Origin of the sequence: Solibacillus sp. FSL W8-0474 (genome assembly GCF_038004065.1) — a bacterium.
GTDB lineage: Bacteria > Bacillota > Bacilli > Bacillales_A > Planococcaceae > Solibacillus > Solibacillus faecavium.
Genome location: NZ_JBBOQJ010000001.1, coordinates 1,245,558 through 1,268,213 on the forward strand (window position 1 = coordinate 1,245,558; position 22,656 = coordinate 1,268,213).

The window sequence follows — 22,656 nt, forward strand, 5'->3', positions numbered from 1 at the left end:
CACTGATCGTATGAGCGTTTTGCACCCTTTTATTGATTTTTGAAGCCATCCATTTTCTTATGGGTGGCTTTTTTTCGTTCACTCAATAATTGCGAGGAGGTACTACTTGAAGTGAGGAGAATTTTATGAAAAAGGATATTCGTTATTCCTGCTATCCGTTTATGCGGGAAAAATCAAGCTGTGTTGACTATGAGATTCGGACGGATTCTTTAACAACGCGAATTGGCGCAGTATTTCCAACATTAGTCGATGATGTATTAGGTCAGATTGTGCTTGAAGATTTAAAAAAGATTCAGCCGCTAGCCTATCATGCCAATGGTTCGGTCCGTGGTAAATTAGCCATTACAACTGAAGATTTACAATGGTTAAGTGATCGATACGATTTTTATGTAAGTGAAGTCGGAGAAACAATTCAGCAATTTGTCCTGCCACAAGGAATCGAAAGTGCAGCAAGACTGCATATTTGCCGCAGTGAGGCGAAAAAGTCTTACAGAGCATTACATAAAGTAAGCGAAGAAAGAGAAGTGGATGAAATTCTGTTTGATTTTCTCGGGCTGCTTGCCAATGTATTTTTTGTCATGGCGGTCTATATGAATCAACAGCATCATCAAGAAGAGATTCCATTTATCTCAAAATCTTATCCAACAAAAAAGAAAAAAGGAGTTACAACAAATGAAATTGAATAACAAATGGGTCTTTGCTTTAGCAGCAACTTTATTACTAGCAGCATGTGGATCAGATGAGGAAAAAACAGATAAGGACGTTAATAATGAGGAGCAAGCTACAACCAAAAATGATAGCGCTCCTTATACAGTTGTTGATGACCGTGGTGTCGAGGTAACATTTGATGAAGTCCCAGAAACGATTATTTCACTACAGCCAAGCAATACAGAAATTTTGTTTGAACTAGGGGTAGGTGAACAAATTATCGGTGCAACGGAGTTTGATACATATCCGGAAGCAGCACAAAAAATTGAACGCGTTTCAACGTCTACCGTCATTAATGCAGAACGAATTTTGGAATTGGATCCGGATGTAGTTGTTGCATATACAATTGGGGAGGAAGCACAAATTGCTCAACTGGAAGATGCGGGTATGAAAGTATTTGTTATTGCTTCTGCCACGACATTCGATGATGTTTATTCAGATATTATTCAGTTGTCAGAAGTAATGGGTATCGAAGAAAAAGGTGAAGAAGTTGTAGCCGATATTAAAGCGCAAATTAAGACAGTACAAGAAAAAACAGCAACAATCGATACGAAGAAAAAAGTGTATTATGAAGTGTCGCCAGCTCCGGATCTTTGGACAACTGGCAACGGTACTTTTCAGCAAGAAATAATGGATTATGCAAACATCGAAAATATCTATGCTGATCAGACAAGCTGGATTAGTGTGACAGAAGAGGATATTATTACTCGTAATCCTGAAATTATTATTTCACCTGCAACTTATATGGAAAATGCGGTCGAAGAAATTTTAGGACGTACAAGCTGGGATAAAATACAAGCAGTCAAGGAGCAGGCAGTTTACTTAGTGGACGGAGATATCATGTCACGTCCTGGACCGCGTATTGGTGAAGCCGTTGAAATTATGGCACAATCAGTATATCCGGAACTGTTTAAATAGTTATAGAATAGAAGGGGCTGGGACATAAGTAGAAATTTGTTTGTATAAGGGAAATGTCCTTATTAAGAAACTGATACTTTATGAATTGATTGAAGTGAAGGGGCGACTCCTGGGGGAACAGCACGACGCCTGAGACTACAGGCTCAGGCCGTGCCCCCGGAAAGCGTCCCCGGAACGGAAATCAATTTTGGCAGAAGCAGAAAAATATCCATTTTTCCTTTAAAAAAATGGATATTTTTCGTTTTGTCTCAGGCTCTTTTTGAACTGGAAAGGAGGCATACGATTGATTTTTATAACAGGTGGTGTACGCAGCGGGAAAAGTGCTTTTGCAGAGAAATATGCGAGGCAGTTAGGCGAAAATAAGTTACTTTACTATGTTGCTACGGGAGTATCATTTGATGATGAAATGAAAAAACGGATTGTCCGCCATCAACGGGACCGTCAAAACCAAAAAGCTAATTGGAACACGGTGGAAATGCAAGTACAGATTCCTTTAACAATTCAACAGCTTTCAAAAGATGCAGTCGTGCTTTTTGAATGTGTGACAACCTGGCTTTCAAATGTACTTTTCAACTATGAAGCGGAATGCAAAAATAGCGAATATATCAATAATTGTATTGAATCGCTGCAAAAGCAATTGCTAGCTTGGCATCAGCAAGGTGCTACAATAATAGTTGTATCAAATGAAGTGTTAGACGAATTGCCTTCTCGTTATAAAGAGGTAAATTTATATCGTAAATTTTTGGGAGAACTTCATCAGTGGATTGTCCAACATAGCGATGAAGCATATGAAGTACAATATCAGCTTGTACAGCAATGGAAATAAGGAGTGGGCAAGTTGAAAAACAGCGTTACAGGATTTTTATTAGCATGGCAGTTCTTCTCGGCAATCCCAATTAAGAAGCAGCTTGATATGAATGCAAAGTCGGTTACATGGATGTACGCTTTTTTACCGATTGTTGGTTTACTTATCGGCTCAATGATTAGTGGCGGCATTTTTGTCATCTCAAGTTATAGTGACATTTCGAGTCTGCTTTTGGCGATTTTAATCGTAATTATGTTCATTATTCTGACAGGCGGTCTGCATTTAGATGGCTGGATTGATATGAGCGACGCCTTTTTTTCCTATGGTGAAAAAGAAAAACGATTGGAAATTTTGGATGATCCGCGTACAGGTGCTTTTGGTGTCATCAGTGTTTTTTGCTTATTGCTGTTAAAAGTCGGTGTTATTTATGAAATGCTTCTAAAAGGTCATGAGAAGATTATTCCCTTTATTATTTTTATTCCCTTTATTGCACGTTTAGGGATGCTCATTTATTTTTTAACGATGAATACGGCCAAGCAGACAGGGCTCGCAGCTTATTTTAAATCCATTATCATTCCAAAGAAATTGATGCTAATCATAAGCGTTTTCTCTATAGTATTTTTTGGGGCATGGATTTATTTTTCGATGTACAGCTTATTTATTTTAATAATTGTTATGTTGCTATCTATTTTCTTTTACCGGAAATGGTCGAAAAAACATTTTGGCGGGATGAGCGGTGATTTACTTGGTGCTTTAGGAGAAGGGTTGGAGGTTATACTATGGCTGACGGTATTACTTTGCATTTAATTCGTCATGAAAAGACAAAAGCGAATATAGAGAAAAAATATATTGGCTGGACAGATGAGCCGATATTAAAGATGTTTCAGGCGCAGATGCCAATCCATACAAATGAAGTATTTGGAAGCGATATGTTACGTTGCCGTGAAACAGCGCAATGCTATTTTCCACATGCTTCATATTATCAAAACAAAAATTTGCGGGAACTGCATTTCGGGGATTTTGAAATGTGTACATATGAACAACTCCAGCATAACGATACTTACCGAGCGTGGATTGATGATCCGGTAAATACGCCAATTCCTAACGGGGAGCACTTTTTACAGTTTCAACAGCGTGTTTTAATGGGTGTTCATGAAATTGTTCAACAAGAAAAAGAATATACATTGATCGTTCATGGTGGTGTCATTCGGATACTGCTTGCGAAATATGGTATTTCCGAGCAGACATTTCAGCAAACGATTGCCAACCATCGAACAATTTATACGCTTAGCTGGGGTTCGATTGAAGACTTTAGAGGAGGTGCAAGATGTTCATTATACTCGGAGGCGCACATAACGGTAAACGAGCATATGTAGAGGATTTAATTGCACAATTACCTACAAAAGAGCTTGTTAAATACGAGGGGGCATTACCTCAGATAGAGGAAGTAACTGGAAATAAACGATATATTATTAGCAATTTCGAGCAGATTGTTTTACCGCATCTTCATCAACCGGAAGATCAGGTTGCACAGCAGATTTTTGAGCGTATTGCTGAAATTTCTGCACGCGCTGAAGTATTTTGTATTTGTACAGATACGAGCAGGGGTGTAGTACCGCTTGAAAAGGAAGCGCGTCAATTAAGAGATACTTGTGGTCGACTATACCAAAAGCTTTGTAGCGAAGGGCATACGGTTGTTCGTGTATGGTACGGTATTCCACAAATTTTAAAAGGAGCACATTATGGACAAAACTAAATTACGTTTCATCACTTTAACCGCTTTAATCGCTGCAATGTGTGCGATTGGAAGTTTTATTAAAATACCGGTAGGCGTTGTTACAACAGCAGCACTGGATTCGGCTCCTGCATTTATTAGTGCGATTTTTTTACCGCCTATTTTCGCAGGCGCAGCAGGAGCACTCGGTCATATTGCAACAGGACTTACATCCGGCTTTCCATTAGGTGTTTTTCATATCATTATTGCAGTAGAGATGTTCATTATTGTCGCAATTTTCACTGTTATGCATCGAAAAGGACTGCATATTTCAAAGTGGATATTTGTTGTGATTGGGAATGGGGTTATTGCACCTTTACCATTTTACTTCCTTATTTCACCGGCATTTTATATCGGTTCCATTGCTTCACTTTCTATTGCAACATTAGTGAACTGTCTCATTGCCATTGTCGTAATGCCGATCATTAAAAATGTGGTACAGCGTGTTGGGGTGAACGCATGAGAAACGCGATCGAAGTAAACGGGTTAATCGTAACAATCGATAATTCAGGATGTATTGGAACAAAAGAGCATGATCTTGTCAAAGTGCCAAATGAAATTACCGCTTATTTTACAGCACGTACCGCCATTTTGGAACAGTTATGTGCAGGGGCAATTCCTGTGCAGTTATTAATGGCCAACTTTTCGGGTGACAACGTATGGAATGAGTATGCAGAAGGGTTTAAAAAGGCGTTTAATGAAATGGATTTAAATATGCCACCATTGACCGGCTCCAGTGAAACGAATTTTTCGTCTCTGCAGTCAGCTGTTTCCTTAACAATAATAGGGGAAAAGCGATTTAGCGGTGATCGGACGAACTGCCTTTATTATGTTGTCGGTGAACCGCTAGTAGGTAATGATGTAATGGAAAACCTTCACAAAATTGCTAACTTAAAAGAGTTGTTTGAAGGGTTACAAAGTGGGGTCATTGAAGCAATCTGGCCTACAGGTTCAAAAGGAATTAGTGCTGAAATTAAGCGCTTTATCGGTGAAGAATACAGTGCAGCAATTAATTTAGAAACATCGGCCGGACCATCATGTGCGGTGCTAGTTGCAGTAAAAAAGGAAAATGAGGAAACTTTTAAATATAATATGACAGCACCTTTAGCTGAAATTGTAAAAATGAAGTGATTTTAAAAGATGAAATATGCTCGAAAACTATTAGAACTGCTAGTAAAAAATATTTTTTGTTTAAAATTAAAAAATACTAAATATTCTAAAAATAAAGTGGTATGATAGAGTGTATCAATTTCAATAAGTTAAGGAGCATGAATTATGACAACGTACCAAATTACAACTGAGTTATCAACAAACAAAAAAGAAAAGACACCTGCAGAAAAGCTTGGTTTTGGTCAAATTTTTACGGACCACATGTTTGTAATGGATTATGAAGAAGGTAAAGGGTGGCATAATGCATCTATTGAACCTTATGCACCGATTACATTAAGCCCTGCTGCAATGGTATTCCATTATGGACAAGCGGTTTTTGAAGGTTTAAAAGCATATTTGACAGAGCAAGGTGAAGTACAATTATTCCGTCCGGAACGTAACTTCCAACGGTTGAATACTTCAAATGCACGCCTATGCATTCCACCAATCGATGAGGATTTTGCACTGGAAGCATTGAAAGAATTAATCCGAGTGGATCGTGAATGGGTACCGACAGAACCAGGTACATCTCTTTATATTCGTCCATTCATTATTGCGACGGAAAGCTATTTAGGTGTAAACCCTGCGAAAAGCTATAAATTCATGATTATTATGTCACCAGTTGGCTCTTATTATAAAGAAGGCATTAACCCGGTTAAAATTTTAGTAGAGCAGCATTATGTACGTGCTGTAGTAGGGGGTACCGGCGAAGCGAAAACAGCGGGTAACTACGCATCAAGTTTAAAAGGCTCGGAACTTGCCGCAAAACAAGGATACTCTCAAACTTTATGGTTAGACGGTAAGGAAAATAAATATGTAGAAGAAGTAGGAAGCATGAACATCTTCTTCAAAATTGCAGGAACAGTCATTACACCTGCACTAAATGGCAGTATTTTACCCGGCATTACACGTGACTCGATGATTCAAGTATTAAAATCAAAAAACATTCCGCTTGAAGAACGTGCAATTGAGTTTGCTGAAATTGTCGCTGCAGCACAAAATGGTACGCTGGAAGAAGCGTTCGGTACAGGTACAGCTGCAGTTATTTCTCCGGTTGGTGAATTAAAGTGGCTGGATGATGTGATTACAGTCAACAACGGCCAAATTGGTGAAGTGACACAAATGCTGTATGATACATTAACAGGCATTCAGTACGGTAAAATGGAAGATCCATTTGGCTGGACGGTTAAGATTTAATCGAGATAAAAAATTTACTAACATTAGTAGCACAAACCTAGGTCATAGTTTGTGCTACTATTTTTTATATGCAAAAGTGAAGAAATTCGATCAGTCTCTGGGGCCAATTAGAGGCCGTATTAAAAACCGGCAAACTTCGATAATGTTCTATAAAAGAAAGAGACAAACGTTGATGTAACTGTATTTGTCTCTTTTTGATGTATTCACGTCATGTGGGAACGAAATTTAATTTAAAATATATATCATATTCACCATTTTTCCGAAGAATCTCTATTAAAGAAAAGGATCATAATACAAATACTACAGATGACAGTTTTAAATATTCCCAAAACGTGATAAGAGTAGTGTGAGTGATTTACTATATTAGTTAGACCATCTAATAGAAATAAAAAAAATATAAAAATAGCAAACTTACTGTATATTTTATCCAAATCAAGTGAAATTTTCTGTTGTACTCCATTCCGGGGTAGGCATTTCGGGCGATGAGGCTACAAAGCTTGATTGAATTGTTAATGATAAATAGCGGAAGGAATTTCCGTTATTTCGAAAATGACATAAAAAATAGTCAAAATAAGGGAATAAATTTCCGTTATTGACCTAAAAAGCATGAAATTTCATGATTTTATTTAAAATAACGGTAAAACGTTCCCTTATTTTCCCCAAAATAAGCTACATCCTTCAAATAACGGTAAAATCTTCCCTTAAACATTAAAAAGAACACTCATTAACAATAAATTGTGTATGTCTGGATAACTTCTTTCATTTTCCCAATTTGAAATGGTTTGTCGAGAAACATATAATTTCTCAGCTAATTCTTCTTGCGAAAATTGTTCCCTGGTTCTGTATTTTTTTATTTGTTAATGAGGTTCATTTTTATCGCTCCTTCTGATTTAAGATTAGTTAAAAAGTAGAGTATCGACTATCAAATCTCTTTATAATTATATATTTTTCCTATGTAAAAGTGTTTTGTCATCTACATTTTCAAAAGAAAACCCCATATTATCAGCAATTTTTTAGTAGTCTTCCTATAATTAACGATTGCTCAGTAGGGTAGTCTTAAAAACGTACCCAAAGCGCTGGAAGGAACAAAAGCTAAAAACGCCACGTCCTGTGACACCGCTTTTGTGACCAACATCGTGTTGGCCACGTGCCCCCAGGAAAGCGTTCGCCGTAACGGAGAACAACGGCTACGAAATAGACAAAAAAAAGCCTTTCAAATTTTACTTATTGTAGAATTTGAAAGGCCTTTGAGTTGGATTTTGTTCCATGTTTCGGAAGTTAAGGAATCATATATAATCGACTCGATTTATTTTTCCACTAATTCCTCTACATGGTTAAATCTTTCGTGAGGAACTGGTGCTGGTTTTTCAAACGCATTTTTGCCGACATAGGATTCGATTAAAGTTTTTACATCAATTCCGGATGATGCTTTTAATGTTTCCTGAAGACCAGCCATTAAATCTGTTGCATAGCCTGTAACTTTACCAGCGCCACCATTTGCACCGCCTCCAGTATCAACAACTGTAATCTTATCGATATTAGCAAGTGGACTTGCAACTTGTTTTGCATATTCAGGTAACATTTTCACAATCATATCAAGGACAGCTGCCTGACCGTATTGTTCAAATGCTTCTGCAATTTTTTCCTTCGCTTCGGCTTCTGCAAGACCGCGTAAACGAATGATTTCAGCTTCAGCCGTACCTTGTGCACGCTCTGCGTCGGCTTTTGCAAGACCATCTAAACGAATACGTTCAGCTTCTGCTTGTGCCTGTGCTTCGATACGATATTTATCCGCATCTGCCTGTGCAAGTTCTTTACGTTTTTGTGCTTCTGCGTTTTGCTCGATAGCATAACGGTCCGCATCTGCCTTTTTCTTAACTTCCGAATCATATTGCTTTTCTCGACGAAGGATTTCTTTTTCTTCTAATTCAATTTGCTTTTGACGTTCAATGATCTTAACTTGCATTTCCTGTTCAGTTACTTCCTGTTTTGCACGTGCGGATTCCAATTCATAAGCTTGGTCGGCACGGGCTTTTGCGATGTCCTGCTCGCGGCGGTATTCAGCCACTTTTAACTGATTATTCTTCTCTGCTTCCGCAATTTCAGTAGCACGCTCTAATTCTGCCTGTTGTGCTTCCTGAGCTGCCTGTGCACGTTTAATACGTGTTTCTTTGTCTGCTTCTGCAGTAGCGATATCGGCATCACGTTTTACTTGAGCGATTCGCGGTTTACCTAGAGAATCCAAGTAGCCGTTTTTATCGCGGACATCTTTAATCGTAAATGATACAATGACTAAGCCCATTTTCGCTAAATCCTGGGAAGCGACACGCTGTACTTCTTGTGAGAACTTATCACGGTTTTTATAAATTTCCTCTACAGTCATCGATCCTAAAATAGAGCGTAGATGACCTTCCAGTACTTCGCGTGCTTCACTTTCACGTTCCTGTTTATCTTTTCCTAAAAATTGCTCGGCAGCAGTTGCAATTTCTGAAATTGAACCACCAATTTTGATGATAGCTGTACCATCAGCCATAACCGGTACACCTTGTTCTGTATATACTTCAGGTGTTGTTACTTCTAATTTACTAGAAAGTAAACTAAGCGGTTTTGCCTGCTGGAATACAGGGAACACAAATGTACCACCACCACGGATAATCTTAATACGATTACCTGATTCATCCGTATGTACATTTTTACTTCCCAAATAACTACCTGTTACGATTAATGCTTCATCTGGACCCGCTGTACGGTATTTCATTATATAAACCGCTACAAGAGCGACAATCAGAAATACGACAACACCCACTGCGATTAAAATTCCTGACATTTCAACAATACTTGACATGTACTTTTCCTCCTAAAATTTAAAATTGAAACTCCTCTTTCTCATAAATCGCAACCATTGCCGTACCATTACGCATCTCAATAATTAAAACTTTTGTATCATATGGAATTTCTACATGATGAAAGCTCGCCGCACGTTTGGAAATGATACCGTTTGCTGATTCTATTACGATTTCCCCGAAGCCATCTAAAGGTACAGGTACAATGACTTTTCCAGCCTGGCCCTCAAGCGATTCATCTGTATAAGCAAGAGATACTTCAGCTGAGCGTAAAGGAACGAGCAAGAAATAATAAAGAAGTGCTGTGAGTAAACACGCTATAATGAATGCGATAATAAAGATGATGAAGCTTGTAAAACTTGAAAAACGCTCAAACAGATACCCGGCAGCAGAAGTGAATGTAATAAACGATAGGATAACAGCCGGATCTAAAAAAGGAAGTCCATCGATAGACACATCTGCAAAATCTGCGAAAAATAAATATAGAATCGTACAGCATCCAATGACGATTAAGATGGTTAAATAAATGGTTTCAATGGAATATCCAAACAAGTTGTCACCTCCTTAAGTCCTTTGTATTAGTAAATACGGATGAAATTGGAAAAGGTTTCAGAAAAAACAAAAATTTAAAGGAAGAATAAATTGATGGTTAAAAATAAATTCTCTTTCTTAAAACTCTCTGGCAATAAGGTTAAGACAAGTTTGCTTCGTACACGTCAAATGCGCGGGATAAAGATAACAATAAGGATACGGGTTTATCAAAATTAATAAAGCGTAGCAAAAAGTTCGTGAGCAACGTAAAACGATGTTACCTGTTGTTGTTTCAACGTTAGTAACATTTACGATTTTTTATTCGATTTTTGGACGATTAATAAGCAGGGTCCTGAATTAAATATGTCACCTGTATTTCAAACAAAGTAGAAGGTATATCGATTGTAAATGCAATAAAAGAGGCAGGATTGAAGTTTTATGATGCCAATGGGGAAATAGTAAGGTAGCAATTAGAAGCGTATGTCGTTTTGTTCGAAGCGACATACGCTATTTTTGAATATTTATTTCATTGTAAAAAAGTTTTTTAGCTCTACTGTTAATGGGCTGTTCTGTTCAATATATTCCATCATTAAGTCAGGTATGAATTTTTTTGATTCACGAATAGGCTGCTTTTTAAACATGTGGAAATGATGGGCACCTGTTGCGCGGTAGCTGTTGACCGCTACTTCAAACAATGAAGTATCTTGTATAGGACCACCGTTATAATTCAGCTTAACTACACGCTGCCTAACTGGTTTACTTAAATTGATTTCATAGTCAATGCCCCCCCATAAATCATAAATATAAGGCTGCGGCGCTGGATAAAATACAGAAAGACTAAAATCGACTTCACCATTGTTATTCAGTGCGAAGACGGCTGCGCTTTGTTCAATTGCTTCGCGAATGTCGGCTCCCGTCAGTTCGACGACGAGCAAACGATTGGTGCGCGGCATATTGTGTATAACTTGTTCTCGCGTAATGACTTTGTCAAAGCCGCCAGATGAATGGTAGGGGAGTTCAATGACAGAAATCTGAGCTCCTGAATAATGAAGCTGCATGTTATGGATCAATTGCGTGTACGATGTTGATGCTATGCGCGGAGTAAAGAAACCCGAGTATGTTAAATCGTATTCTGTGCTACCTAGTACTTCCTTTTTCCAGTCGTTAAATTCGGGAAAGAGCTGTATCGGAAGGCTTGAATCCACGTGAACAAGAGATGGTTCATGAATTATTTGGTCATTTTCTATAGTTACATCAATTTGAGCAAAGCAATGTGCATTGGCTCCAGGCTGTACGACAGAAATCCCGTTAATCTTTGTCGCAATTTCCAAATGCTGATGGCCTGTAATGAATACGTCAATACCTTCTATTTCATAAAGCATGCGGTAGCCTTCATTTTCCCCAAATTCAAGATCAATTTGATTTCCGTTATGTAAATCCCGTTCAAAGCCGCCATGATAGCTTAAAATTACGAAATGGGCTTTTTCAATTTCCCGTACGTACTTCACCGTATTTTTCGCACTTTCAAATGCTTGTTCAAAATGTAAATGCTGTATTGAGTTAGTTTCATCCCAAAGCTTCGTGAAATGCGTCACAACGCCTACTACCGCTATCCGTATTCCGTGAATTTCCTTTATAAAATAAGGTTTTGCAAAGCCCGTAATATTGGCAGCTATCCATGGAAAGTTAAAGGCTTCCCGAATAGATCGTACTTTTTCAGGCGGATAATTAAATTCATGATTTCCGAAAATGCCAACATCGTAACCGAGCGCATTAGCCAGCTCTATTTGAGGATGCTGTTTATGTATAATATGGTCGTAATAGTAGCTTAAATGGCTGCCTTGAAGAAAATCACCGTTATCAATTAACAATGCAGGCTGTTTTTTTGAAATCATTTGAGCAAGCTGCGAAAAACGTTCTGTATGGCCATGTATGTCACTAGTGGCAATAATAGAAAACTGCATATGTAAAAACTTCCTTCAACTATTCATTTTCCTTCATTATAGCGTGTGTGAATTATTGCGCAACAGTAATGAAAGTGCTTTAATAAAAAGTGAATACACTTACTTTTAAATTTTAGGAGTTGGAATAATGATTACAGTAACAAACCGCATCAAAGTAAAAAAAGGCTTTGCCGAAATGATGGCGCCAAAATTTGTACAACCAGGTCCATTACAACAGTTTGAAGGATTCCAAAAAGTTGAAGTATTAGTTTCGACTCAATTTGAAGAGTATGATGAAATGAGCGTCGTAATGTACTGGGATTCAAAAGAAAGCTTCGCAGTATGGCGTGAAAGTGATGCATTTAAAGAGTCACATAAACGTCCATCTGAAGGACAAGGACATGGTGAGCAAGGCGAATCGCCAATGCTAGGTTCAGAAATCATTATCGCTGAAGTAGCAGGTACTATTTCAAAATAATTTTTAAAAAGAGCCTGGGACATAAGTAGAAATTTGTTTGTATAAGGGAAATATCCTTATTAAGAAATTGATACTTTATGAATTGATTGGAGTGAAGGGGCGACTCCTGGGGGAATAGCAAAATTTTTTGCGACGAGTAACCGCAGGAGCACCGACGCCTGAGACGTTCGTGTAAGGCCGTGCCCCCGGAAAGCGTCCCCGTAACGGAAATCAATCTAAGTAGAAGCAGAAAAATATCCATTTTTTCTTTGAAAAAATGGATATTTTTCATTTTGTCCCAGGCGCTTCTTTTTCATACGATGATTCATCAAGATTAGGAAGGTGCTTTTCGTGTTATTAATGGAAAAATATTTTTATGACGGGCAATTTTTAAAATGCTATGAAGAGGCTACACGTCAGTTACAGGACGGCAATGACGCATTAGCTACACAATTTTTAAATTTATTTAAAAAATACGAGTATGAAAACTTTCCTAAGCCGACTGGGCAACATACGCAAAGTATTGAACGTGCCAATGAAAGCTATGAAGAAAATGATGAACTAGAACAATTGCGAAGCATTAAAGACGAACAGGAATTTGCAGCTAAAGTGAAACAGCTTGAGCACGATGCACGAACAGCCGATGATAAACGAAAAGCACAGTCGTTTTATGTACAGGGGCACTTGTTTTTAATGGCACATCAATATGATGAAAGTGTCCACTGTTTTATCGAGGCCGTAAAGCATAATCCGAATAAAGCACTTTATTACGGAATAGCAGGTCAGACGATGAACCGCTTCAATTGGTCTCCTTTTGAGGTAATGGTTTACATAGAACAGGCTATTGACCTGGATCCGGAAAACGCCCGATGGCACTGGAACAAGGCACTTGTATTAACAAGGCTTTATAGAGACTTAAATGCCGAGCCATTTTTAGAGCAAGCACTCGTTACAATTGAAAAGGCGATAGAGACTTGCCGTGAAGATCAAGCATCTCTTCGCAATGGTATCGATTCAACGTTGGAAAACTTAAAAGAATATCTTTTCAACTAGGTAGGTAATAAAATCGCACTCACGAACGGTTTCAATAAGCAGGTTCGTGAGTTTTTCTTGTTGAAAAAGTTCTAATATCGGTCCGTGATTTTCTAATAAAATTAAAAAAGTTCTAATATCATTTTGATCTTCTAATATATCTCCAAAATTTTCAAATAAAGGTGTCAGATGTTCAAATATCTTCCCCAGAAGTTCTAAAATCCCCGCCGAATTTTCTAATAAACTGTGAAAACTTCTAATATCGTGAAACCAAAAAAAGCTATCTGTAAAGGATTTAAAAATCCCTTCAAGACAGCCTTTTCCACTATCAACTATTTCTTCTTTTTGTCCTTCACAAATGCAAATACTATTAACCCAACTTGTATCACGACGATGGCAATAAAAAAGTAAAAATTCTTCGATGAACTGGCTAAATTAAGTTCATCCGCCAAAATGCCTTCAATCGACTGCAATTGTGCACTTAGTAAAATAATTAAGGCACCAATAAATAACATAACTTTAGGATTTATTGCAAAGCGCAGCAGCACAATAATGAACAGTGCTGAAAAAATCAGTAATAGTGTGAAGAGGGGATCCAATAATGTAAGAGTCCCATCCTGTGCAAATTTTTCATATGTGAATGTCACCGTATAACCTCCTTACTTAACTAAGCCGTTTTGAAATGCATAAACGACTGCTTGTGTACGATCCTGTACTTCGAGCTTGCTTAAAATATTGCTTACATGTGTTTTTACCGTTTTTAATGCTATAAATAGTTCCTCGGCAATTTCCTGATTAGCAAGACCCCTGGTCATACACAGTAACACTTCCATTTCCCGGTCTGTTAAATGATCGTGCAAAGCAGGTGCAGTACCGCGCATACGGGCCATTACTTTTGTCGTTGCTTCAGGCTCAAGGACTGTTTCACCAGCCATCGTTTTACGGATTGCTTCAGCAATTTGTTTTGCGTTACTCGTTTTCAGTATATAGCTGACCGCACCTGCTTCAAGTGCCGGATATAATTTGTCGTCATCAATAAAGCTTGTGACAATCATTACTTTCGCTTGCGGCCAATGCGCTAAAATCTCGGCTGTCGCTTCCGCCCCTGTTTTTATCGGCATAACGTTATCCATCAAGACAATATCAGGTTTTAGTGATAGCACCTTTTCAACCGCTTCTTCGCCGTTCGTTGCTTCTCCGATGACTTCGATATCAGGCTGAGCCGACAAATAGGCAGCGACCCCGATACGTACCATTTCGTGATCATCTACAATGACAACTTTAATCATTTAATTGTTCCTCCTTTTTAATCGGAACTTTTACTTCTACAATAGTCCCTTCATTTGGAACGGAGACGATTTTATACGTACACCCAATTTCGACAGCTCGCTCGGCAATATTTCTTAATCCGTAAGAAGATGTTTTGTCGCCATCATTACTAAAACCAAGACCGTTATCCTGAATGCGTAAAATGGCTAACTGGTCACGTGCAATTAATAACAGTTCAACCTCTGTCGCTTTAGCATGCCTTAAAGTATTGGATAATGCCTCTTGTGCAATACGGAATAAATGGTCTTCCTCCGCTTTAGATAAATTGATTTCTTCTATTTGATAATCAATATTAAAGTAGACTTTTTCCTGTAATTCAACAATTAAATCTTCCAATCCTTCTGCCAGGCTCTTATTGTGTAAAGCAATGGGGCGTAGATGCAGGAGTAATGCCCGCATTTCAAGCTGGGCTTGCTGGACGACTTTTTCAACTTGTGCCAACTGTTTTTGGGCGTGTTCGTCTTGCTGCTGTTCTGTCAGGGCAGATAATAGCATGGAAGCTGCAAAAAGCTGTTGCGATACAGAATCATGGAGTTCACGGGCTAGACGTTGACGTTCTGCAAGAAGGCGCTCCTGAACAATTGCATCATTCGTTTCGACCTTCTCATGGGAAAGTCGTTGTAGAGATGCACGCTGGGTATCGATTAATTCGTTGGCATCGCGCAATGCTTTATTTAAAGAACCGTTAGTTTTCTTTAATTTCTGGGCAAAATCAGGTTCTGCAATTTTTTTGACGATCCTTGTTGTCTGATTTTCTTTCATTTTCACGGCGACAGCCATCCATAATGCAATGAAGAAGCTAATACCGGTAGCGCTAATGGCGATAATCCCAAGCAATGGAATGTCATAATCACCATTTTCCCATAAAAAGCGCCACGTTTCTTCTTCTGGCTGTCCAAGTACAAAAATTAATATATTCATTGTAAAAGAGGCAAAAATTAAAATGAGTACAAAAAATCGAGCTATAAATGCAATCATCCGCGTTGCACCTCCACATCGCCTATCCAGGTAGTAACGTACAGTACGAGTACACGTTTTGCATCTGGATCGCCATCTTCAAAGTAGAGCTGCTCATTTATACATTGCTTAGGCGAGAAGTGTAAGCAATTGGCCTCACCATATATCGTAGAATAGTGGAGCTGAAGCGATATTTCATACGGGACAGTAATCCGCACTTTCCCTAGTGATTGATTAATGACAATAATTGATTTTCCGTGTGGCAAAATCGTTTCTGTCGTATCAACTGTAATATCTCCAATAAAGCGTTGAATGTGAATGTCACGCCATTGGTAACTTTCTGTCGGGATACCCGTAGTACCAATCAATTTATTTTTTCCGATCGTATCAATTACTTGTTTGATTTCTATAATTTGTTCTTTTTTCGTTAAGTATTGGTAAAGTAAAAAAATTAATGTACCGATGATGAAAAGACGTAATGTCCATAGATGAATTACTGCAAAGAATATTAAAATGAGACCGGCCCAGAGTGTGTATTGTTTTTTCTTTTTAAAGCTGTAGAATAATAGAATTGCACCGACAATGAGTAAAAATACACTGATATTATTGAATAGTGTCAATTCGATCAAAACGACAAGTGCCATACTAATAACGATTATCGTAAGCTGATCTGACGTGATTTTCGGCATATTGCCTCCTCCTAAAACGAGCAAAATGGAGAAAGCACGGTGCCTTCTCCTTTAAAACATTATAGCATTATTTCGGTTGTTCAATGAGCTTTTGTTCTTTTTCTAACTGAGCTAAACGAGATTCAAATGATGTCACTTCATATTTGCGTTCGATATTTTGAGAGAGCTCATCGATGTATGTCGAAAGTTCATCGAAGTTTTCATTGTTATTAGAAGTTAACACTTTGTCCATCTGATGGTTGGCACGTACAACATTTTCTTTCCCCATCAACTGAAGTTGGCGTACTTTCATATCTTTAATTTTATGTTTCATTGTTTCAAATTTGCGTTCCAATGCAAAGTATTCAACGTTTGCTGCATCAATGCTTGTCAGCAATGTGTGCTTACGTGTTGTATAGGCAGCAACTTCTTCCTGTGCAAAGGTAATGAGTTCTACTTCCTCGGTAGCCTGTGCTAAGTGTAATTGCTTTTCTCGTTTTTCAAGCATCTCGGCTGTTTGTGAAAGCTGTAATTCCAATTCCTTTTTTAACTGTGCCTGACGTGCAAGTAGTTTGCCTGTATGCTCCGTTTGTTTTTCTGCTTCGCGAATGTAATGGTTTAACATTTTAATTGGATTTTTTTCTACTTTTTTATCAAATAGATCATGTAAGTCCGCCTGAATCGAGTATTTAAATTTTGTGAATAAATTTTTCATTTTGTTTCGCCCCTTATTTGTTTAAATGTGCCCATTCGCGTTCAAAGTTCGTAAATGGATCCTCTTCTTTATTGCTTGTAAAAATTTCAACCTTCTCATTTTTACGTGATTTGTAAATATAATAAATAATACCAATTGCCACTAAACCAATAAAACCGGGAATGTTTGAAATTGCACTAATTAATCCTACAAATGCAACAACTAAACTCATTACTTTTCCAAATGTAGACTTGCTTCCCGTGTAATAATGTAGACCGGCTGCTAAAAGTGCGCCTGATAATAATAGTCCGACTACTGGTACCAATAGGCAAAGCGCAATAATTGCTGCGATGAAACCAGCTGAATATAAGAAAAACTTTTTCATGTGTGTTCCTCCTTGTATTTGATAACTTCATGTTACGTTAATTACTGAAATTTAATAACGACCTGCAACTGTATTTTCATCTAGGTCTGGAGGCTGATAGGAACTCAGACATATAACTCAAATTAAATATATAGAAACGTAATAACTTTTATTGTATAATGCTTGTTGGAGAGTTTTTCTCGGTACATATGTAATGGAGGAGGTTGGACAGTATGCAAACATGGATTTGGATTATTATCGTAATCGCAGCTCTTATCGGGGGCGTGGCAATTGGTTTCTACGCAGCTCGTCAATATATGATGAAGTATTTGAAAGAGAACCCGCCAATTAATGAACAAATGATTCGCGTGATGATGGCGCAAATGGGACGTAAACCGTCGGAAAAACAAGTACGTCAAATGATGTCTCAAATGAACAAGTTCCAAGATAAATAATAAATTAAGCTACCTTTTACATTCTTAAGAGTGATGGAGGTAGTTTTTGTTTTGCAAAAATTTAATCCTTTATTAAATTAGAGTTAAAAATCTGAATATTCTATTGATTTGGTTATGATTCTAGTCTATCCTTATAAGGATTGTAAGTATTGGAGGGACAAAAGATGACAACTGAAAAAACGAATGTAGAGAGCTTTGATTTAGATCATACGAAAGTGGTTGCACCATATGTACGTTTAGCAGGAACAAAAGAGGGGGCTAAAGGAGATGTCGTAACAAAATACGATATTCGCTTTAAACAACCGAATAAAGAGCATATGGAAATGCCTGCATTGCATTCATTGGAGCATTTAATGGCAGACCGGATCCGCAACCATAGTGATGCAGTAGTCGATATTTCACCAATGGGTTGTCAAACAGGTTTTTATGTAGCGTTTATGAATTATGATGACTATGAAGGTGTGTTAGCGATTTTGGAAAAAACATTGCAGGATGTTTTGGCAGCTACATCCGTACCTGCATGCAACGAAGTGCAATGCGGCTGGGCAGCAAGCCATAGCCTGGAAGGTGCACAAGAGCTGGCGAAACAATTTTTGAATAAACGTGATGAATGGCATATCGTTTTTAATGAGCAGTAAACGAAAGTCTATATAATATGCTGAATAGAAATAAAGCAGTTTAAATTTTTACGATGAGTAAAATTTAAACTGCTTTTGATTTTAAAGTGGGTTTTCTAAAGAATATGCTCCAAACTATTTAGCAGATTCTGCATTTTACAATAGTGTTTCCGTTTCATTACGATAAGCGGGTACATAATCATGCAAAAACTTTGCGACTGTTTGTTCATAATCTCCCTGGTTTTCATTGAATGATTTTGCATGTTCACCTTTGTCGAATATTTTCAGCATTTTTGGTTCGGGTTTTTGTTCAAATAATTCTTCTGTCATAGAGGAAGGGATGAAATCATCCGGTTCGCTATGAATAAATAGAACGGGCCGTTCAATTTGCTTTACGGCATCGATAGGCATAATTTCTTTGACAGAATAGCCATCCCGAATACGCATGAAAAAGTCGGCAAAAGGAAGTGTATATTTCGCATCAATCGGCACGACACTTTCGAAAATCCGTTTTAATAGCTGGGGGAAATTCGAAAAGGCACAGTCGGAAATATAAAAGTCTGCATTGTCAGCCAAAGTGCCGGCATAAAGCAGTGTTGTAGCAGCACCCATTGATTCGCCATGAATACCTAACAAAGCATCTTCTCCTGTAAGTTCTCGTACTTTTTCCACTACAGCTTGTAAATCGAATTTTTCATAATGGCCATAACTCGTTGTTTTACCTTGTGATTCCCCATGGCGACGATGATCATAAACGACCGCATTAAAGCCAAGACGTTCAAACATGCGCGCATATCGCATTGAATTGATTTTATTTTCGGTCACCCCATGGCAAATTATCACTGTGTTTTTTGTTTCCAGCGGTTTCAGGTAGATTCCGCTGATTGTATAACCATTTGGGGAATTAATCGTCAATATTTCTTTTGAACAGCCATCATACCAGGCTTCGTCAAAACGTTTTGCTGTTATTTCACGTTCCCTAATAAACGCATCATCTTTTTTCTTAATATACATAATGCGATTCGTCATGAAGACACCTGTAACTGTAGTAGCAGCAGCCAACAAAGTTGTTACGATACTGCCTGATAATACTAATGTGCGTTTTTTCATGGAAATCACTCCTTATTTAATTTAATATTCAATGAATTTTTAGGATAAATCAAATATTATGTAGGAAAACAGGCGGTGGAATATTTTGTGTGAAAAGTAGGGAATATTTGATAAAATTTTGTTAAGCAACTTTATATATTGCCTACAAAGGGATTCACATCAAAAAGGGGGATTTTTATCATGACAGAAGTAGTAATAGTAAGTGCAGTCCGTACACCAATTGGGGCTTTTCAAGGGACATTAAAAGATATTTCTGCTCCGGCATTGGGTAGTATCGTTATAAAAGAAGCATTACAGCGTATACAGTTAGATCCAACGACGATTGATGAAGTAATAATGGGGAATGTACTTGCAGCAGGTTTAGGTCAAAATCCAGCAAGACAGGCAAGCATCGCAGCAGGGGTTCCTCATACAGTTCCTGCCATGACAATCAACAAAGTATGTGGCTCCGGGTTAAAGGCGGTCCATTTAGCAGCCCAGGCAATTATTGCTGGAGATGCAGAAGTCGTTGTTGCAGGGGGCTTTGAAAATATGAGTCAAGCACCTTATATTATGCAGAATGCGCGGGAAGGTTTCCGTATGGGCGATCAAAAAATTGTCGATACACTCATAAAAGATGGATTATGGTGTGCTTTTAATGATTACCATATGGGCGTAACGGCGGAAAACCTATGTGATCAATATGGCATTACACGGGAAGAGCAAGATGAATTTTCTGCCCGTTCACAAGCTCGTGCATCAGATGCAATAGCAAAAAATAGATTTGCAGAAGAAATTGTTCCTATTGAAATTCCACAACGTAAAGGAGAACCAATCGTTTTTGCCCAGGATGAATATGTGAAGCATGGTACGACAGTGGAAAAATTAAATGGATTGCGCCCAGCCTTTAAAAAGGAAGGCTCTGTAACAGCCGGCAACGCTTCTGGCATTAATGACGGGGCGGCAGCAGTTGTTGTAATGTCGAAACAGCGCGCCTTCGAATTAGGACTTAAACCTATGGCTACGATTGTTGCAAATGCGAGTGCAGGGGTAGACCCTGCTATAATGGGGGTAGGGCCAGTATCAGCCGTGAAAAAAGTTCTATCAAAGGCAAATGTATCATTAGATAAGATGGACTTGATTGAAGCGAATGAAGCTTTTGCGGCCCAGGCAATTGCAGTTGATCGCGAATTGGCGTTCAATCATGATAAACTAAACGTAAACGGTGGGGCAATAGCACTTGGACATCCGATTGGTGCGAGCGGTGCACGTATTTTAGTCACATTGCTTCATGAAATGCAAAAGCAAGACGCAGAATTCGGTCTTGCAACATTATGTATCGGTGGCGGGCAAGGGGTAGCAACGATCGTACAGCGCTAAAAGTGTTGTTTAAGCACACACTGAAAGGATGCAAATTACCAAATCGTAATTGATTATATATAGAAGGTGAAAAATATGGCAAAAAAGAAACAACAACGAAGTACGAATGATGAATTTAACTTACCAAAAGAAAAGGCTGCAACTTTAGCCGATCAGCTTGGTGGAGACGTATTGGCTAAGTTAAAGGCAGCAAAGCAGGATATGGTAGCCGATGAAAAAGCGAAAGAAGAAGAGCGTATAGCGAAAGCCGCGTTCGAACGGAAACAACGCGAAAAAAACATGAGCTTTGAAGAACTATTAAGTCAATACGGTGATCAAGGTTCTAAGTTTTAATAGAAAAGCTAGTGCAATGAAATAATTGCGCTAGCTTTTTTTAAATATAGCCTGTCCGATTTTTGTTAATATTAGCAATGTCAGTGCACCTGAAGCATCGATTACTACATCTTCAATCAGCCCGGTACGCCCAGGAATCATACTTTGGCGATATTCATCCAGGCTTGCAATAACCGTTACTGTAAAAAAAGCAATTACAGTAGGGAATCTCCATTTCAGCTTTCTATAGAAAATACAGAAGATGACCGCGAGTAAACCATAGCCAAAAAAATGAACGCCTTTTCGAAACAGAAATTCCAAAAACTTATAGTAGCCCTGAGATTCAACCGATATGATTCTTCCCCAGTAAGGAATTTGGAATTGACTTAAAAAGCCTTCAAATGGTTTATCTTCTAGTACATTTTTTAATACAGGAATTATCGTTTGCTGCTCATATCTCATATTGGACATGACTGCAACAATGATAAGACCAATTACTACGAAGGATATTGCTTTTTTCATCGATGCTCTGTATACCGTTCAGTTTTTGTCCAATCATGGATGTCGGTAATATTTTGCAAAGTTTGTGCTTTTTCGTAAGCATCAAGATTTTGCTTTAACTGTGTTGTTGTACGTGCGCCAATTACTGTAGAGGCAATCGTCTCATATTGCAGATTGAATGCAAGTGCTGCAGCGTGGACATCGCTGTACTGTTGTTCAATTTTCAGCAAAATTTCCTCGGCACTAGCTTTGTCATAGCCCATATAAGAAGCCATTCGATTACGCCAGTCATTAGTAAGTAACCCTTTTGCAATAGAGCCGCGTGTTACGACAGATGCCCCTGTCTTTTCAATCACTTCAAAAAATTCACTCGCTCGTTCGTCAAAAATATTAAACTGCATCATATTGCTGACTGCTTTGCTATTTTGTAGAAAAGGAACGAAAACATTTGGTCGAATAGAGGAGATACCGTATTCGCGAATCAATCCTTCTTTTTTCAGGCTTTCAAAAGTATCGATTACTTCTTCCAAATTGTCATCAGTTGTTCCGCCATGCAGCTGATATAAATCTAAATAATCCGTCTGTAAACGACGCAAACTGTTACGAATAGCCGTATTAATATAGTCAGAAGAAGCATCCCAGCTCCAGCCGTCTTTTCCTTCCTCCCAACGATTACCCACTTTCGAAGCTAAATAAATATGTTGTCGATGCTCCTTTAATGCTGAGCCGACATTTTTTTCATTTTCTCCGCGGTCATATAAATCTGCTGTATCAAAGTAATTGATGCCTGCATCGATAGCTGCGTGTATGATTTGCTTAGCTTCTGATAGATTTAGAGGTAATGACATACAGCCTAAACTTAATTCCGAGATATGCAGTTCGCTCGTACCTAATTGTCTTTTTTTCATAAATTTTCCCTCCAACATTCGATAT

The 22,656-nt window shown here is 38.2% G+C and carries 27 protein-coding genes and 1 pseudogene; 15 read left to right on the plus strand and 13 right to left on the minus strand.

The features are described 5' to 3' along the window. Window positions 1–125: 125 nt before the first annotated feature. From NYE67_RS06035 to NYE67_RS06075, 9 genes are all read left to right on the plus strand, one after another. A complete protein-coding gene (locus NYE67_RS06035; RefSeq protein WP_340729487.1) occupies window positions 126–686 on the plus strand; it encodes a hypothetical protein in 561 nt (186 codons plus the stop codon). Beyond that, on the plus strand, window positions 673–1,626 hold the full coding sequence (locus NYE67_RS06040) for an ABC transporter substrate-binding protein (protein WP_340729488.1): 954 nt from the start codon (window positions 673–675) through the stop codon (window positions 1,624–1,626). Before NYE67_RS06035 ends, NYE67_RS06040 begins: the two co-directional genes overlap by 14 nt. A gap of 283 nt (window positions 1,627–1,909) precedes the next feature. Further along, window positions 1,910–2,452: a bifunctional adenosylcobinamide kinase/adenosylcobinamide-phosphate guanylyltransferase gene (locus NYE67_RS06045; protein ID WP_340729489.1), complete on the plus strand. Its 543-nt coding sequence runs from the start codon at window positions 1,910–1,912 to the stop codon at window positions 2,450–2,452. Between the two features lie 3 nt (window positions 2,453–2,455). Beyond that, window positions 2,456–3,238 carry an adenosylcobinamide-GDP ribazoletransferase gene (cobS, locus tag NYE67_RS06050; RefSeq protein ID WP_340729490.1) on the plus strand — a complete coding sequence of 261 codons (783 nt, stop codon included), beginning with the start codon at window positions 2,456–2,458 and terminating at the stop codon, window positions 3,236–3,238. Continuing rightward, window positions 3,211–3,807: a histidine phosphatase family protein gene (locus NYE67_RS06055; RefSeq protein ID WP_340729491.1), complete on the plus strand. Its 597-nt coding sequence runs from the start codon at window positions 3,211–3,213 to the stop codon at window positions 3,805–3,807. Before cobS ends, NYE67_RS06055 begins: the two co-directional genes overlap by 28 nt. Continuing rightward, a complete protein-coding gene (locus NYE67_RS06060) occupies window positions 3,759–4,187 on the plus strand; it encodes a bifunctional adenosylcobinamide kinase/adenosylcobinamide-phosphate guanylyltransferase (RefSeq protein WP_340729492.1) in 429 nt (142 codons plus the stop codon). The genes NYE67_RS06055 and NYE67_RS06060 overlap by 49 nt, the downstream gene beginning before the upstream one ends. Continuing rightward, the gene (locus NYE67_RS06065; protein ID WP_340729493.1) at window positions 4,174–4,668 is read left to right on the plus strand and encodes an ECF transporter S component; all 495 of its coding nucleotides are present in this window, start codon (window positions 4,174–4,176) and stop codon (window positions 4,666–4,668) included. The genes NYE67_RS06060 and NYE67_RS06065 overlap by 14 nt, the downstream gene beginning before the upstream one ends. Then, window positions 4,665–5,336, plus strand: a complete 672-nt coding sequence (locus NYE67_RS06070; RefSeq protein WP_340729494.1) for a hypothetical protein — start codon at window positions 4,665–4,667, stop codon at window positions 5,334–5,336. The genes NYE67_RS06065 and NYE67_RS06070 overlap by 4 nt, the downstream gene beginning before the upstream one ends. Window positions 5,337–5,480: 144 nt before the next feature. Further along, complete coding sequence (locus NYE67_RS06075; RefSeq protein WP_340729495.1) at window positions 5,481–6,551, plus strand: branched-chain amino acid aminotransferase; 1,071 nt, start codon at window positions 5,481–5,483, stop codon at window positions 6,549–6,551. Between the two features lie 704 nt (window positions 6,552–7,255). Here NYE67_RS06075 and NYE67_RS06080 read toward each other — a convergent pair. From NYE67_RS06080 to NYE67_RS06095, 4 genes and pseudogenes are all read right to left on the minus strand, one after another. After that, window positions 7,256–7,405, minus strand: a pseudogene (locus NYE67_RS06080) (helix-turn-helix transcriptional regulator); the annotation flags it as partial. A 452-nt stretch (window positions 7,406–7,857) separates the two neighbouring features. Next, entirely contained in the window at window positions 7,858–9,396 is a 1,539-nt protein-coding gene (locus tag NYE67_RS06085; RefSeq protein ID WP_340729496.1) for a flotillin family protein, read from the minus strand. A gap of 19 nt (window positions 9,397–9,415) precedes the next feature. Further along, complete coding sequence (locus tag NYE67_RS06090) at window positions 9,416–9,946, minus strand: hypothetical protein (protein ID WP_340727365.1); 531 nt, start codon at window positions 9,944–9,946, stop codon at window positions 9,416–9,418. A 500-nt stretch (window positions 9,947–10,446) separates the two neighbouring features. Further along, the gene (locus NYE67_RS06095; RefSeq protein WP_340729497.1) at window positions 10,447–11,889 is read right to left on the minus strand and encodes a bifunctional metallophosphatase/5'-nucleotidase; all 1,443 of its coding nucleotides are present in this window, start codon (window positions 11,887–11,889) and stop codon (window positions 10,447–10,449) included. Between the two features lie 127 nt (window positions 11,890–12,016). Here NYE67_RS06095 and NYE67_RS06100 point away from each other — a divergent pair, with 127 nt between their 5' ends. Both NYE67_RS06100 and NYE67_RS06105 read left to right on the plus strand, forming a co-directional pair. Then, the gene (locus tag NYE67_RS06100; protein WP_340729498.1) at window positions 12,017–12,346 is read left to right on the plus strand and encodes a heme oxygenase; all 330 of its coding nucleotides are present in this window, start codon (window positions 12,017–12,019) and stop codon (window positions 12,344–12,346) included. 339 nt (window positions 12,347–12,685) lie between these two features. Continuing rightward, window positions 12,686–13,378, plus strand: coding sequence for an O-linked GlcNAc transferase (locus NYE67_RS06105; RefSeq protein WP_340729499.1), 693 nt, complete (start codon window positions 12,686–12,688; stop codon window positions 13,376–13,378). A 311-nt stretch (window positions 13,379–13,689) separates the two neighbouring features. On the opposite strand, the gene NYE67_RS06110 is transcribed toward NYE67_RS06105, so the two are convergent. The 6 genes from NYE67_RS06110 to NYE67_RS06135 all read right to left on the minus strand — a co-directional run bounded on the left by NYE67_RS06110 (window position 13,690) and on the right by NYE67_RS06135 (window position 17,390). Beyond that, entirely contained in the window at window positions 13,690–14,004 is a 315-nt protein-coding gene (locus NYE67_RS06110) for an acyl-CoA dehydrogenase (RefSeq protein WP_340729500.1), read from the minus strand. A 12-nt stretch (window positions 14,005–14,016) separates the two neighbouring features. Further along, window positions 14,017–14,646, minus strand: coding sequence for a response regulator transcription factor (locus tag NYE67_RS06115; RefSeq protein ID WP_340729501.1), 630 nt, complete (start codon window positions 14,644–14,646; stop codon window positions 14,017–14,019). After that, window positions 14,639–15,664 (minus strand): sensor histidine kinase, encoded by a 1,026-nt coding sequence (locus NYE67_RS06120; RefSeq protein ID WP_340727371.1) that lies wholly within the window; start codon window positions 15,662–15,664, stop codon window positions 14,639–14,641. The genes NYE67_RS06115 and NYE67_RS06120 overlap by 8 nt, the downstream gene beginning before the upstream one ends. After that, a complete protein-coding gene (liaF, locus tag NYE67_RS06125) occupies window positions 15,661–16,332 on the minus strand; it encodes a cell wall-active antibiotics response protein LiaF (RefSeq protein ID WP_340727372.1) in 672 nt (223 codons plus the stop codon). Before liaF ends, NYE67_RS06120 begins: the two co-directional genes overlap by 4 nt. A gap of 67 nt (window positions 16,333–16,399) precedes the next feature. Beyond that, window positions 16,400–17,026 carry a PspA/IM30 family protein gene (locus tag NYE67_RS06130; RefSeq protein WP_191698247.1) on the minus strand — a complete coding sequence of 209 codons (627 nt, stop codon included), beginning with the start codon at window positions 17,024–17,026 and terminating at the stop codon, window positions 16,400–16,402. Window positions 17,027–17,039: 13 nt separating this feature from the next. After that, the gene (locus NYE67_RS06135; protein ID WP_191698246.1) at window positions 17,040–17,390 is read right to left on the minus strand and encodes a lmo0954 family membrane protein; all 351 of its coding nucleotides are present in this window, start codon (window positions 17,388–17,390) and stop codon (window positions 17,040–17,042) included. Window positions 17,391–17,602: 212 nt separating this feature from the next. Here NYE67_RS06135 and NYE67_RS06140 point away from each other — a divergent pair, with 212 nt between their 5' ends. Then, window positions 17,603–17,824, plus strand: a complete 222-nt coding sequence (locus NYE67_RS06140; RefSeq protein WP_191698245.1) for a YneF family protein — start codon at window positions 17,603–17,605, stop codon at window positions 17,822–17,824. 164 nt (window positions 17,825–17,988) lie between these two features. Continuing rightward, window positions 17,989–18,462, plus strand: coding sequence for an S-ribosylhomocysteine lyase (locus NYE67_RS06145; protein WP_340727373.1), 474 nt, complete (start codon window positions 17,989–17,991; stop codon window positions 18,460–18,462). Between the two features lie 135 nt (window positions 18,463–18,597). Here the strand turns inward: NYE67_RS06145 and NYE67_RS06150 are convergent, their stop codons facing one another. Then, window positions 18,598–19,551 (minus strand): alpha/beta hydrolase, encoded by a 954-nt coding sequence (locus NYE67_RS06150; RefSeq protein ID WP_191698243.1) that lies wholly within the window; start codon window positions 19,549–19,551, stop codon window positions 18,598–18,600. 180 nt (window positions 19,552–19,731) lie between these two features. Here NYE67_RS06150 and NYE67_RS06155 point away from each other — a divergent pair, with 180 nt between their 5' ends. Beyond that, window positions 19,732–20,910 carry an acetyl-CoA C-acetyltransferase gene (locus NYE67_RS06155; protein WP_340727374.1) on the plus strand — a complete coding sequence of 393 codons (1,179 nt, stop codon included), beginning with the start codon at window positions 19,732–19,734 and terminating at the stop codon, window positions 20,908–20,910. A 75-nt stretch (window positions 20,911–20,985) separates the two neighbouring features. Continuing rightward, entirely contained in the window at window positions 20,986–21,243 is a 258-nt protein-coding gene (locus NYE67_RS06160; protein ID WP_340727375.1) for a YqkE family protein, read from the plus strand. Window positions 21,244–21,273: 30 nt separating this feature from the next. Here NYE67_RS06160 and NYE67_RS06165 read toward each other — a convergent pair whose 3' ends face one another. Both NYE67_RS06165 and NYE67_RS06170 read right to left on the minus strand, forming a co-directional pair. After that, window positions 21,274–21,744, minus strand: a complete 471-nt coding sequence (locus NYE67_RS06165) for a VanZ family protein (protein WP_340727376.1) — start codon at window positions 21,742–21,744, stop codon at window positions 21,274–21,276. Then, window positions 21,741–22,631, minus strand: a complete 891-nt coding sequence (locus NYE67_RS06170; protein ID WP_340727377.1) for an aldo/keto reductase — start codon at window positions 22,629–22,631, stop codon at window positions 21,741–21,743. The genes NYE67_RS06165 and NYE67_RS06170 overlap by 4 nt, the downstream gene beginning before the upstream one ends. Window positions 22,632–22,656: the final 25 nt, after the last annotated feature.